Annotated in this window: 11 protein-coding genes; 3 read left to right on the top strand and 8 right to left on the bottom strand. The window is 68.6% G+C overall.

Going from position 1 to position 12,037, the window contains the following annotated elements; all coding sequences use genetic code 11:
• Positions 1–126: 126 nt before the first annotated feature.
• From P6144_RS10370 to P6144_RS10345, 6 genes are all read right to left on the bottom strand, one after another.
• Positions 127–642: a hypothetical protein gene (locus tag P6144_RS10370; RefSeq protein WP_277767680.1), complete on the bottom strand. Its 516-nt coding sequence runs from the start codon at positions 640–642 to the stop codon at positions 127–129.
• A 65-nt stretch (positions 643–707) separates the two neighbouring features.
• The gene (locus P6144_RS10365) at positions 708–1,769 is read right to left on the bottom strand and encodes a sigma factor-like helix-turn-helix DNA-binding protein (RefSeq protein WP_277767679.1); all 1,062 of its coding nucleotides are present in this window, start codon (positions 1,767–1,769) and stop codon (positions 708–710) included.
• A 217-nt stretch (positions 1,770–1,986) separates the two neighbouring features.
• On the bottom strand, positions 1,987–3,045 hold the full coding sequence (locus tag P6144_RS10360; protein ID WP_277767678.1) for a peptidoglycan-binding protein: 1,059 nt from the start codon (positions 3,043–3,045) through the stop codon (positions 1,987–1,989).
• Positions 3,042–3,467: a hypothetical protein gene (locus P6144_RS10355; RefSeq protein ID WP_277767677.1), complete on the bottom strand. Its 426-nt coding sequence runs from the start codon at positions 3,465–3,467 to the stop codon at positions 3,042–3,044. Before P6144_RS10355 ends, P6144_RS10360 begins: the two co-directional genes overlap by 4 nt.
• Positions 3,464–4,801 carry a flagellar protein export ATPase FliI gene (gene fliI / locus P6144_RS10350; protein WP_277767676.1) on the bottom strand — a complete coding sequence of 446 codons (1,338 nt, stop codon included), beginning with the start codon at positions 4,799–4,801 and terminating at the stop codon, positions 3,464–3,466. The genes P6144_RS10355 and fliI overlap by 4 nt, the downstream gene beginning before the upstream one ends.
• Positions 4,802–4,812: 11 nt before the next feature.
• On the bottom strand, positions 4,813–5,205 hold the full coding sequence (locus P6144_RS10345) for a flagellar biosynthesis repressor FlbT (protein ID WP_277767675.1): 393 nt from the start codon (positions 5,203–5,205) through the stop codon (positions 4,813–4,815).
• A 183-nt stretch (positions 5,206–5,388) separates the two neighbouring features.
• On the opposite strand from P6144_RS10345, the gene flgE reads away from it, so the two are divergent.
• The 3 genes from flgE to P6144_RS10330 are packed head-to-tail and all read left to right on the top strand — an operon-like array spanning position 5,389 to position 9,721.
• Positions 5,389–6,690 (top strand): flagellar hook protein FlgE, encoded by a 1,302-nt coding sequence (flgE, locus tag P6144_RS10340; protein ID WP_277767674.1) that lies wholly within the window; start codon positions 5,389–5,391, stop codon positions 6,688–6,690.
• A gap of 20 nt (positions 6,691–6,710) precedes the next feature.
• Entirely contained in the window at positions 6,711–8,792 is a 2,082-nt protein-coding gene (gene flgK, locus P6144_RS10335; protein WP_277767673.1) for a flagellar hook-associated protein FlgK, read from the top strand.
• Positions 8,793–8,812: 20 nt separating this feature from the next.
• Positions 8,813–9,721, top strand: coding sequence for a flagellin (locus P6144_RS10330; protein WP_277767672.1), 909 nt, complete (start codon positions 8,813–8,815; stop codon positions 9,719–9,721).
• Between the two features lie 264 nt (positions 9,722–9,985).
• Here P6144_RS10330 and P6144_RS10325 read toward each other — a convergent pair whose 3' ends face one another.
• Together P6144_RS10325 and P6144_RS10320 are read right to left on the bottom strand one after the other, a co-directional pair.
• Positions 9,986–11,764, bottom strand: a complete 1,779-nt coding sequence (locus P6144_RS10325; protein WP_277767671.1) for a hypothetical protein — start codon at positions 11,762–11,764, stop codon at positions 9,986–9,988.
• The gene (locus P6144_RS10320) at positions 11,764–11,955 is read right to left on the bottom strand and encodes a hypothetical protein (RefSeq protein WP_277767670.1); all 192 of its coding nucleotides are present in this window, start codon (positions 11,953–11,955) and stop codon (positions 11,764–11,766) included. Before P6144_RS10320 ends, P6144_RS10325 begins: the two co-directional genes overlap by 1 nt.
• Positions 11,956–12,037: the final 82 nt, after the last annotated feature.

The raw sequence follows: 12,037 nt of genomic DNA, 5'->3' as shown, positions 1-12,037 counted from the left end.
CATGGGTTCGCCTGCAGTCCCTGACCGCATCTTGCCCCTACCGTTCGCGCTTCCCATTCCCCACCCTTTCCTTAGGCGGGGTATCTTGAAGCAATTCAAGGATAATACAAGGTAAACAACATTCCGTTAGTGGAACGTTCCTTCCGCTTGCGACCCTGAAAGCAGGCCGCACGGCCCGGCCGGATCCAGATCCAGGATCATCGCCAGCGTGCTCTCGCCGATGGCGTGGCGGAGCAGCCAGCCTTCGGCCGACGGGGCGGGATGATCGGGGGCGAAGGCCACGCCCACGCCATCGGTCACCACGCCGAGCGCCTCGGGCGGGCTGGGCCAGCGGCCGGCAAGATAATCGAGCAGCGCCGCGGCCGCCTCCTGCAGCGCGCCTTCGTCGGTGTCTTCCGGGCAGAAGGCATCGGGCGTCGCCGAGATGGTGGCGACGCGCTTGAAGTCGCGCTGGCGCCACCAGAGCAGGTGGATCTGGCCGTCCGCGGTTGCCTCCAGGCCCAGGAACAGGTCGCTGCCGGCGGGCAGCAGCGGCTGGGCCAGGCGGGCGACGTCCTGGGCGAGCGCGGTCAGGCGGTGGTTGGGCCGCGGCAGCGTCCCATGGGGCTCGCCGGCGTCGCGCCAGTCGAAATTGCTGTGCATCGGTTCCTCCATGCTCCTGAGAGCATTACAGGATGGGTAGTGCCGGGGGTGGCGGTCCGATGCGATCAGTGGAGCGACGCGCTCGACGGAGCCGGCGCAACCGCCAGCTGTACCGCCTCGACGCGCTCGGCCGACTGGACGGCGTTGGCGGCGATGACCGGGCTGAGCGTCGCCGGATCGACGGCGCGCACGCTGGCCAGGCGGTTGTGCGGCAGGCTGGCGTCGGGCAGCAGCGAGGTGCGCAATGCCGGCGCCGGCTGGCGGCGCTTGGGCGCGCCCGGCTGGCCATATTCGGCCATCACCGCGAAGCGCGGATCCTTGGCGGCGATCTCGGCGATCGCCTTGGCGGCGCGCTTGGTGATCTGGCGGACACGCTCCTTGGTCACGCCGGTGTCGAGCGAGAGGTCGTCGAGCGTGGCGGTCTGGAACACGCGGCGCTCGACGATCTCGCGGTCGCGGGCCAGCTTGGCCTCGAGCTTCTCCAGCTCGGCCGGATCGATGCCGTGGGTGGCGGTGCGCAGGCGCGGGCCCTCGGCGCGGCGCAGCGCGGCCTCGGCGCGCTTCGGGCGGGGACGGCGGCGCAGCGCCTCGACGCCGACCTTGCGGAGCTGGTCAACATAGACGTCGATGAGCTGGCCGACGGCGCCTTCGGCGAGATAGTCGGAGGCGGCGGCTTCGGTGCGGCCGAGCGCATATTCATCTTCGATCATCGCCTCGGGCGAGATCTCGTCGCCGTCGGGCGAAGTGGCGAGGGCGGAAAGCGAAACGGTGGTGGCCTCGACCTTCTTCGCCGAGGGGCGCTGGTCGGTCATCAGGCGGAAACGCAGGCTCTGCAGCTCGCCGCGGATCTGCCAGTTCACGAAGGTGGTGAACTGCGCCTTGGCGGGATCATAGGCCTCGATCGCGCGGTGGACGGCGATCGCGCAGCACTGCTCGGCGTCTTCCCAGTGCGCGGTCAGGCCATACTGGCGGACGAAGTGGCGGATGCGCGGGGCGATCAGCTTGAGGATCTGGGCGAAGGCACGATCGACATAGACGCGCTGACGATTGGTTTGCGGTGCGTCCTTCGGCGTGTTCTCGATGACTGTAGCGACTGCGGCTTCGAGTGCGATCGTGATCTTCGACATGTTCTATCCCCTGTAGTCAGGCAGCCCTGGCCGCCGTTCACAGGTGCAACATGGTCTCTAATCCTTTAACAGATCCCTTAAATTCCTATATGTAGTCCTACCAGTCGTGCATTTCCCCGTCGGGAGATGAACGTGGTTAAAATGCGGAAAATTCGCTATTTTATCGGCGTTTCCGTCATATCGGGTACCGCCGTGAAAACATTATAGGATAAAAAAATTAGCCCGCGAACTGTTCGGGGCGAATTCTGCGGTCGATAAAACCGAGCAGCCACTGGCGGTGCGCCTGGGTTGCATTGCCCGCCGCGGCGATTCGTTGATCGGCCGCGCCGCCGCCGATCTGCGCGGCGAGCAGCATCCGGGCCCGGCCCGGCTCGATGCCGCCGGCCAGGAACTTCCTGGCGTCGCCCAGCCCGAGATGGTGCGAGAGATAGGCCGACTTGGCCAGCGTCTCGGCATCGGTGTTCACGCGGATGCCCGATTGCTCGAGCCGGGTGAGGTTCAGCTTGGCGAGATCGGCGACGCCCAGGATCGATGCCTGGCCGTCATAGCGCAGGCTCAGCAGCTCCGAGCGCGCGCCCGCGAGCACCTTGCCGCGCCCGTCGAGCCAGCCGCGTTCGGAAGCGACCTGGTTGAGCCAGGTGCCCGAGGTCTCGGCGAGCTGTTCCCAGGTGCCGCTCAGGAACTGGCCGAGCCCCGCGGCGCTCGACCGGGGATTGCGCGACATCGTGTTCCAGCTGCCGTCGGAGGTCTTGGCCGCCTCGGCATCGACGATCGAGGCCAGCGCGGTGGCGGGAATGCCGGTACGCGCCTCGGCCAGGGTGAGGGCGGAGGCGAAGCGCGTATTGGCGCCGAGCGACAGGCCCGATACCACCGCGCCGCTTGCCGCGGAGAAGGTCGCGCCGGTGCTCATCGTCGCGGCCATCTTGCGGCTGCTCTGCTCGGCGGCGCTGCCGATCGCGCCCTTCAGCTCCTCGATGCAGTCATCGGCGAAGCTCGCCGGTGCCGCGCTCTTCTGGTGGCAGGCACAGGCACAGCCGCAATTGCAGCCCTGCACGCCGCCGGCCTGCCCGTTGATGCGGCCACCCAGCAGCTCGAGCAGAGAATCCCCGGCCAGGCCGGTCTGGCCCAGGCCGTTGTTCTTCTTGTCGCCATTGTCGCCGTCGCCCAGCGCGGCGCGCCACAACCGGCTCTGCAGCTCGCTCTGCGCCGCGGAATAGATCACCTTGGCGCGGTTGGCCGGGCTCAGCTGGGCAAGGTCGGAGGCGCGCGGGATCATGCGTTGCGCTCCGCAGCCTTGCGCGCGCGGATCAGCTTGGCGGCGGCGATGTCGTCGATCTGCGCCTGCTCGGCGGTCGCCGCGATGCGCTCGGCTTCGTCCTTGAAGCGGTCGGCGGCGCCTTCGATCGCGCGCATCGTGCCATAGGCCTCGACGGCCTTGCCGCGCAGATGGGTGAGCCGGATCTGGGCGAGCTGCGCCTGGTGATCGAGCCGCGCGCGCTCCGCCTTCATCCGCTGCGTCCAGGCATCGCTGGCGATCGGCACGGTGGCGGCGAGCGCGCGTTCCTCGCGCATGCGGATCTCGTGCGCCTCGGTCTGGTGCGTGATCGTGGTGATCGTGGTGATCGTCTCGCTGATCGACACCTTGACGGAATCGACCTCGCGGCGCTGGACGCGCAGGGCGGTGTCGAACGGCGTCATTCAGCCGTCTCCAGCCCCAGCGACACGATCTCGGCCATCGCGGCAAAGGCGGCGTCGGCATGGCCCTGGTCGTTCTTGCCCTGGTTGAGCATCTTCTCGATCTCGGGCGCCAGCGCCACTGCGCGGTCGACCTCGGGCGAGGAGCCGGCCTTGTACGCGCCAAGCCGCACCATCTCTTCCATGTCGGAATAGGTGGAGAGCAGCTTGCGCGCGGCGAGGCGCGTCTCGTTCTGCGCATCGTTCATGCAATGCGGCAGCGTGCGCGAGACCGATTTGAGGATGTCGATCGCCGGATAGCGGCCGCGCTCGGCGATCGCGCGGCGCATCACGACATGGCCGTCGAGGATGCCGCGCACCGCGTCGGCGACCGGCTCGTTATGGTCGTCGCCGTCGACGAGGACGGTGAAGAGGCCGGTGATCATGCCCTTGCCCGGTGCACCGGGGCCGGCGCGCTCGAGCAGGCGGGGCAACTCGGCGAAGACGGTGGGGGTATAGCCCTTGGTCGCCGGCGGCTCGCCACTGGCAAGGCCGATCTCGCGCTGCGCCATCGCGAAGCGGGTGACCGAGTCCATCAGGCACAGCACGTTGAGGCCCTGATCGCGGAAATGCTCGGCGACGGCGAGCGTGGTCCAGGCGGCCTGGCGGCGCATCAGCGCGGGCTCGTCCGAAGTCGCGACGACGACGACCGAGCGGGCCATGCCCTCAGGGCCCAGATCGTCCTCGATGAATTCCTGCACTTCGCGGCCGCGCTCGCCGATCAGGCCGATCACCGCGACGTCGCACTGGGTCCAGCGCGCGAGCATCGACAGCAGCACCGACTTGCCGACGCCCGAACCGGCGAACAGGCCGAGGCGCTGGCCGCGGCACAGCGGCACGAACATGTCGAGCGTGCGCACGCCGGTCTCGATCCGCTCGGCCACGCGGGCGCGGTTGGCGGCGGCGGGGGGCGGGGCCTTGATCGGCTGCGGATCGGCGCCGTTGGGAAGCGGGCCGAGCCCGTCGACCGGGCGGCCGAGCCCGTCGACCATGCGGCCGAGCCAGGCTTGCGAGGGGCGGACGCTGAACTGGCCGGCGCCGAGATCGGCGCGCGCGCCCAGGCCGACGCCCTGCGGATCGACAAAGGGCAGGCAGAGCGCGACTTCGCGGTCGAGCGCGGTCACTTCGGCCTGGACGACGCCGTTCGGCGACTGGATCTCGATACGGCTGCCGATCTGCGCCGCGCCGGCGAGCCCTTCGACTTCGATCAGCGCGCCGCGCACGGCGACGACCCGACCGAAGCGGCGATCGGGAGTCATCTCCCGGATCGCACGGGCTGCGCTGGCAAGCGTCTGCACCGCCTGAGGCCTCAGGCCGCCTGCTGGGCGATGGCGGCGTCCTCGAACGCGATCACCTCGCGCGCGGTGGCGAGCGCCTTGTAATATTCGCCCTGGGCGATCTCGCTGGCGAAGCGGATGCAGGCCGACTTGGCCTCCTGCGCGCCGAATGCGCCGATCAGCGCGCCGACGAGCCCGACCACGGCATCGTGGTGGCTGTCGCGGCTGGCCGGGTCGATATAGGCGAGCATGGCCGAGAAATAGAGCTGGCGCGCCGGAGTGGTCGCTTCCTCGGGGCGCATGATCTCGCGCCCGCGCAGGATGGACACCTTGTTCTCCACGGCAATCTGGGTGCGGCCCACCGCGCGGATCACCGCGCCGTTGACGATCGCCTTCTCGCCGTCGCGAAGCGTGATGCGGAGCATGGGAAACAGCCTTTCGTTCGTTTGGCTGCATTATAGGATGCATTTCGCGCGCCCGGCGCCGCACCCGGCAATTTTTGCCCAGCACATCTTATTTGCGGCTTCGTTGGGGTCTTCGCCGCGGTCATCCTACAATTGAGGCGTGGGCCTGCGCGCGTTCCGTGGGCATCGACGGGAGTTAACGTCTTGAGCCTCTATTCCGCTCTCTACGCCGGCGTGTCGGGCCTCAGCGCTCAGTCCAGCGCCATGGCGACGGTCGCCGACAACATCACCAACATCAACACGGTTGGCTATAAGGGCGTCGAAGCCCAGTTCCGCACGATGGTGACGGACGGCCGCGCGAAGAGCAACTATTCGGCCGGCGGCGTCAACGCTGCCCCGATCACCATGATCTCCAAGCAGGGCCTGATCCAGGCCTCGAGCAGCACCACCGATCTCGCGATCGACGGCGGCGGCTTCTTCGTCACGCGCTCGACCCCCGATGCGAGCGGCGACGTCGCCTATACGCGTGCGGGCTCGTTCCGCCCGGACGAGGAAGGCTTCCTCAAGAATGCCGGCGGACTGTACCTCTATGGCTGGCGCCTCGACGCTTCGGGCAACTATACCAACACCGGCAACATCAACGGCCTCGAGCCGGTCCGCGTCAGCGACCTGGTCGGCACCGCCTCGCCGACCACGCGCATCCAGGCGCGCGCCAATCTCCAGTCGACCACCGATGCCTATACCGGCACCTACAATGTCGGCGATCTGTCGACCGGCACCGTCGACACCCAGTTCGAGCGCTCGTTCGACGTCTATGACTCGCAGGGTGGCGCGCACCGCATCACCATGGGCTTCGTCAAGACGGGCCCGAACGAGTGGCAGGGCGAGATCTACGCCAACCCGGCCAGCGACGTGACCGCCACCAACGGCGTGCTCGCCAGCGGCACGGTCAAGTTCAACCCGGACGGCAGCCTCGATCGCGCCGGCTCGAGCGCGGCCTTCTTCGATCCGATCACCCCGGGCTGGACCAACAACGCCGCCTCGGTTCCGATCAACCTGTCGATCGGCAGCGACGACGGCATCGACGGCCTCACCCAGTTCGGCACCGAGAGCTCGCTGATCTCGTCGAACGTCGACGGCGGCATGCTCGGCAACCTCTCGTCGATCGACATCAGCAAGACCGGCACGGTCAGCGCGATCTTCGACGACGGCACCACCCGCGCGGTGTTCCAGCTGCCGATCGCCACCTTCCAGAACCCGGACGGCCTCACCCGCCTGTCGGGCAATGCCTACACCGTCTCGAAGCAGTCGGGCGGCGTCACGCTGAACGTCCCGGGCTCGCTCGGCGCCGGCAACCTCACCTCGAGCGCGCTCGAGGCCTCGACGGTCGACCTGGCCGGCGAGTTCACCAACATGATCCGTTTCCAGCGCGCCTACAGCGCATCGTCGAAGATCATCACGACCGTCGACGACATGCTGCGCGAAGTCAGCGACCTCAAGCGCTAACGCCGGACACGTAGGGGATCATGGCGCTCACCGACATTCTCAGTACGGCGGTTTCCGGCCTGACCGCAGCGCAGGCCGGGCTCCGTTCCGTATCCAACAATATCGCGAATGTCGGCGTCGCCGGCTATGCCCGGGAGAAGGTCAACCTCTCGACGAGCGTGGTCAGCGGCAAGGTCACCGGCGTGGTGGTGGGCGAGCCCACCCGCGTCGCCGACCGCTTCCTGGAAGCCACGGTCTATACCCGCTCGGGCGATTATGGCCGGTCGGAAGTCACCTCCAACTATCTCGATCGCCTGCAGTCGCTGCTCGGCCAGCCCGGGGCATCCTCGGGCCTGCCGGCGCGGCTCGACCAGATCTCGGCCTCGGCCGTGGCGATGACCGGTTCGCAGGCCTCCACCCAGACGGTGGCGCAGTTCACTGCCGATGTGCAGGACGCGATCGATTCGATGCAGCAGATGGACAATGACGTGTCCCAGCTGCGCGCCGATGTGGAATCCGAAGTCGGCTATTCGGTCGACAAGATCAACACGCTGCTCCAGCGCATCTACGAGCTGAACGGCACGGTGGCCCAGGCCACCGGCCTCGGCCGCAGCGCCGGCGGCGCCGCCGATCAGCGGATGAGCGCGATCGAGGAACTGAGCAGCCTGATGCAGGTCACCGTCCGCGATCAGCCGGACGGGCGCGTCACCATCGAAGGTGCCAATGGCCAGGTGCTGCTCGACAAGCGGCTGCGCCAGCTTTCCTATCCCACCAGCGGGGCGGGCTCGCAGCCGACCTATCCGCCGATCGAGGTCCGCTTCGCCAATCCGGACGCGGCGACCGGCGACCAGATCGATTCCGCCGCGATCGGCGGCAAGCTCGGCGGTCTGCTCGATCTGCGCGATCGCGCGCTGCCGGCCTTTTCCGAGCAGCTCGGCACCTTGTTCACCGGTCTGTCCCAGGCGCTGAACGCGGTGTCGAACGCCGGCAGCACCGTGCCGCCGCCCGCAACGCTCACCGGCCGCAACAACGGCATGGTCGGCAGCGACCGGCTGGGTTTCACCGGCGCGGCCACCTTCGCGGTCACCAAGGCCGACGGCACGCTCGTCGCCAGCACCAAGATCGACTTCGATGCGCTGGGTCCCAGCGCGACGATCGACGACATGGTCGCGGCGATCAATTCGGGCCTGGGCGGCGCCGGCACCGCGAGCTTCACCAACGGCACGCTCAGCATCACCGCCAGCGGCACCGGCAACGGCATCGCGATCGGCCAGGACGCGACCGCGCCCAGCGCACGCGCCGGGCAGGGCGTCTCGCAATTCTTCGGGCTCAACGACCTCGTCCGCAGCGATACCAGTGCGCTGGTCCCCTCGGGTTTCGCAGCGAGCGACGCGCACGGCTTCGCTGCGGGCGAGACTGCGCAGATCGTGCTGCGCGACAGTTCGGGCCGGGCACTGACCAGCTATACGCTGGCACCCGCCGCCGGCGGCACCTTCGGCGACGTGGTCAACGATCTCAACAGCAGCCCGCTCTCGAATTTCGGCACCTTCTCGCTCGACGATGCCGGCCGCCTGCGCTTCCAGGCGGCGGCAAACGTCGCCGGTGCGACGCTGACGATCCCCTCGGATTCGACCGATCGCTTCGATACCGGCCGCAGTCTCTCGCAGTTGATGAACCTCACCGGCGCGTCGAGCGGCCTCGATATGGCGCGGGTACGCTCCGAAGTCCTCGCCGATCCGTCCAAGCTGGGCCTCGCCCAGCTTCAGGACGTTGCCGTCGGCGGCAAGGCGCTCGGCGCGGGCGATACCCGCGGTGCGACTGCCTTCGTCAACAAGCTCGCCACCGCGATCGATCTCGGCAAGGATGGCAAGTCCACCGTCGAGGCGTTCGCCAGCAACCTGATGGGCAAGATCGGCCTCAACGCCAGCCAGGCCCAGGGCCAACTCGCCGATGCCTCGGCGCGGCGCGATGACGCAGTCAACCGCCGCGACAGCTTCGCCGGCGTCAACATCGACGAGGAACTCTCGCAGATGGTCGTGCTCCAGAACAGCTATTCGGCGGCCGCGCGCGTGATCACCACGGCGAACGACATGTACGACACGCTCCTCAACATGATGCGCTAAGAGAAGAAGAGGGAAGACCGATGACCCGCGTAGCCACCGTTCCGCTCCAGCGCACCATGGCCGATGCCATCCAGCGCTCGCAGGAGAAGCTGGCGGTCACCCAGACGCGCCTGTCGACCGGCAAGAAGGCTGCGACCTTCGCCGATCTCGGCACCGAAAGCGTGCGCAACCTCTCGGCGCATTCGATGCTCGCCCGCCAGGAAGCGCAGTCGACCGTGTCGAAGCGCGTCGGCACCACGCTGTCGCTCTACCAGGCGAACATGGAAGGGATGGAAAGCGCGGTCACGGATCTGCGCACCAGCCTGATGAACGCGGTGGGCACCGGCGATGCGGCCGGCCTGCAGGAAGCGATCCAGACGGCGTTCGATCAGTATCGCACCGCGCTCAACGCATCCGAAGGCGGCACGCCGCTGTTCGGCGGCAGCCAGACCGAACAGGCGCCCTTTTCGGTCAACTCGCTTGCCCAGGCCGCGACCACGTCGGGCACCGACGCCTTCCATAACGACACGGTGCGCGCCAACGCCCGCGTCGCCGACGGCGTCGATGTCAGTTACGGCATCGGCGCCAGCGAGATCGGCGCCAAGCTCTATGAAGCCTTCCGCTCGCTCGGCGCCGCCGGCGACATCGGCGCGCAGCCGACGACGGCGCAGATGGACGCGATCAAGCAGGCGGTATCGCAGCTCGATACCGGCCTGGGCGACCTCCGCGCGGTCAATGCCGAGAATGGCCGCAAGCAGAACCAGGTCGATACGCTCGCCAGCCGCGGCGAGGATCGCGCGCTGGTGCTCAAGAACGTGATCCAGGAAAATGAGGACGCCGATCTCGGCCAGGTCGCGGTCGACCTCGCCCAGCAGAAGAGCGTGCTCGAGGCGAGCTATTCGGTGTTCGCCCAGCTCTCGGGCCTGAACCTGACCAACTATCTGAAGTAGGGCGGGGCCGGAGCTATTTCGCTTCCACCGTCGTCGCCGCTTGTAATGTAGGATTTCGCCTGTTTGGCTGCAGCGGCCGGGGAAGACTCCGGCCGCTCTTTCTTCATGTTGGAAAAATAGGATCGCGCGCGCGCAAGGATGTTGCGAGATGCGCGCCGTTCTGGAGAAAATAGGGAAATCAGGCCCCCGCGGAACGCGCCCCTGGCGTGAACTTCGTGTCTTTCGGCCGGCCGACTCGCGGCGCGGTGTTGGACGAAAACGCCCTCAGCCGCCCGCGTCGAGCAGGTCGCCGATCGCGCCGGCCGGGCTTGCCTCGGGGATCGCGGCGATCGCGGCGTCGAGCCTGGCCGGATCGATCTTGTCGATGCTCGCGGTCAGCATGTCGAAGGCGGCGGCGCTCGGCAGCCCCTTGAACGCCGGGGCATAGCGGGCGCGCAGGCCCTTGAGCTTGTCCTCGCGGTTCAGCATCGCCAGCGCCACGGCATAGCGCAGCACCGCGGCCTGTTGTGGTGCGCCGAGCGCCTTGGCCGCCGGCAGGCTGGCCTCGCTCTCGGTGACGAAGCTGCCCCAGTCCTGGGTACGCCAATGGATTTCGGCACGGACCGCGGCGCCGTCGGGCACGCCGTCCAGCGCCGCCGCGGCGGCATCGTCCTTGCCCAGCCGGTGCAGCGCCACGGCTTCCATCCGCTTGCGGTCCCAGCGCATCTGGTCGCTGTAGCTCGGCTGCTCGGTGGTCTGCAGCGCGGTGAGCGCCAGGTCCGGGCGGCCGGCCAGGATCTGCAGCGAGGCGACGCGCACCGAAAGCGGGCCCTGCGCCACGTCCTGCGCGCGCTGGGTCAGCTGATATTGCAGCAGCTCGGCGGCGCGGGCGTAGAGCCCGGCGGCCTGGAGCCGGTCGGCCAGCCGGTTGGCCAGCACGTCGCCGTCACCGCCCGAAGGCGCCAGCTCGCGATAGTCCCAATAGAGGCCGGCAGCCTCGGGCAGCGGCACGCCGCTGTCGGGCGCCAGCACCGCGCTCAGCGACTGCTGCAGTTCGGCAAGCATCGGCCCCGCCTGGGCGCCCAGCTTGAAATAGCGCAGCAGCGTGGCGCCGCTCTTCAGCTCGGCGCGCAGGTCCTTTTGGTCCTTGGCCAGGCCATATTCGATGGTCAGCGCGCGCTGCTCCACCGGCCCGCCGCGCCAGCCGAAGCGGAGCGCATCGAGCTGCTTGATCGCCTCGGCGGGGTTCACCGAATGGCCGTTCACGCCCACTTCGATCATGCCGAGCCGGGCGGCCGCCTTCACGTCCTGCGAACCGCTCAGCACCGCACGCTCGAAGCGCAGCCGGGCACCGGGCAGATCGTTCTGGGCGAGCAGCGCGCGGCCGCGCAGCAGGTTCGCCTCGGGGTTCTGGTCGCTGAACAGGCCCAGCCATTGCAGCGCCGGCTGGGGCTGGCCGACCTCGATCGCGGCGCCGGCGGCGGCGAGCATGAAGGGCACGCGGTAGCGCGGGGCGCGCGCGTTGATCGCGATGCGGGCGCAGTTGATCTGGCCGACAGCTTCCGCCGCATTGCCCGAATGGGCAAGCGCGCGCATCCGCCAGGCGCAGGCCTCGGGATTGCTTGCCAGTTCGGGTGCCGCCAGCGATTCCACCGCTTCGGCATCGCGACCGAGCAGGGTGAGCGCTGCGCCGCGGGCAAGCTGATAGGGGGCGACCAGCGCCAGGTCCTTGTCGCTCAGCCGCATCACTTCGAGCACGCCCAGCGCCTCGGCGCCGCGATCGGAGCCGATCAGGCCCTTGGCATAGTTCCAGCGGACCAGCTGGCGCTGGTCGGACGTGGCGGTGGCGAGCTGGTGCCAGGCCTCGGTGCCGGTGACGCCGCTCCAGCCTTCGCCGCCGGTGATCGACGGCATCTGGGCGAGCTGCGCTGCGAAGCGGGGCAGGGCGGCGCTCGGGATGGTCGCGGCGGGTGCGCTCGGTGCCGCCGGCTGGGCAGCGTCGTGCGCGGCGGGCGCCGTCGCGGTGGTGGCGCCGGCGGCGAGGAGCAGGAACAGCGTGCGCATCAGCCGAGCCCGAACGGGCGGATGACGGCGATCGCCACGCCGCCGCCGATGCAGGCGAGCAGGAACAGGATGGCGGAGAGCATCGGCAGCCCCGGCTTGGCCGTGGCAGGCGCCGCCGTCGCCCGCGGCGCGGGCCGGGCGGTGTTGTCGATAACCGTCCGCACATTGGCCGCGTCTGCGACGACACGCATCTTTCCCGGGCGCTGATCGAAGCTCAACTTGTCACCTGCTCGCTGATTCCATTCTATTATAGAGGGATGGGTGCGCATGCGG

The organism is Sphingomonas sp. HITSZ_GF (genome assembly GCF_029543155.1).
In the GTDB taxonomy this organism is placed as follows: domain Bacteria; phylum Pseudomonadota; class Alphaproteobacteria; order Sphingomonadales; family Sphingomonadaceae; genus Sphingomonas.
This window is presented reverse-complemented; position numbering and strand designations above follow the sequence as displayed.

What these genes read in the sequence shown, in the direction of transcription:
- P6144_RS10370 (WP_277767680.1), bottom strand. Translation starts at nt 642, where the DNA reads ATGCACAGCAATTTCGACTGGCGCGACGCCGGCGAGCCCCATGGGACG.
- P6144_RS10365 (WP_277767679.1), bottom strand. Translation starts at nt 1,769, where the DNA reads ATGTCGAAGATCACGATCGCACTCGAAGCCGCAGTCGCTACAGTCATC.
- P6144_RS10360 (WP_277767678.1), bottom strand. Translation starts at nt 3,045, where the DNA reads ATGATCCCGCGCGCCTCCGACCTTGCCCAGCTGAGCCCGGCCAACCGC.
- P6144_RS10355 (WP_277767677.1), bottom strand. Translation starts at nt 3,467, where the DNA reads ATGACGCCGTTCGACACCGCCCTGCGCGTCCAGCGCCGCGAGGTCGAT.
- P6144_RS10345 (WP_277767675.1), bottom strand. Translation starts at nt 5,205, where the DNA reads ATGCTCCGCATCACGCTTCGCGACGGCGAGAAGGCGATCGTCAACGGC.
- flgK (WP_277767673.1), top strand. Translation starts at nt 6,711, where the DNA reads ATGGCGCTCACCGACATTCTCAGTACGGCGGTTTCCGGCCTGACCGCA.
- P6144_RS10330 (WP_277767672.1), top strand. Translation starts at nt 8,813, where the DNA reads ATGACCCGCGTAGCCACCGTTCCGCTCCAGCGCACCATGGCCGATGCC.
- P6144_RS10325 (WP_277767671.1), bottom strand. Translation starts at nt 11,764, where the DNA reads ATGCGCACGCTGTTCCTGCTCCTCGCCGCCGGCGCCACCACCGCGACG.
- P6144_RS10320 (WP_277767670.1), bottom strand. Translation starts at nt 11,955, where the DNA reads ATGCGTGTCGTCGCAGACGCGGCCAATGTGCGGACGGTTATCGACAAC.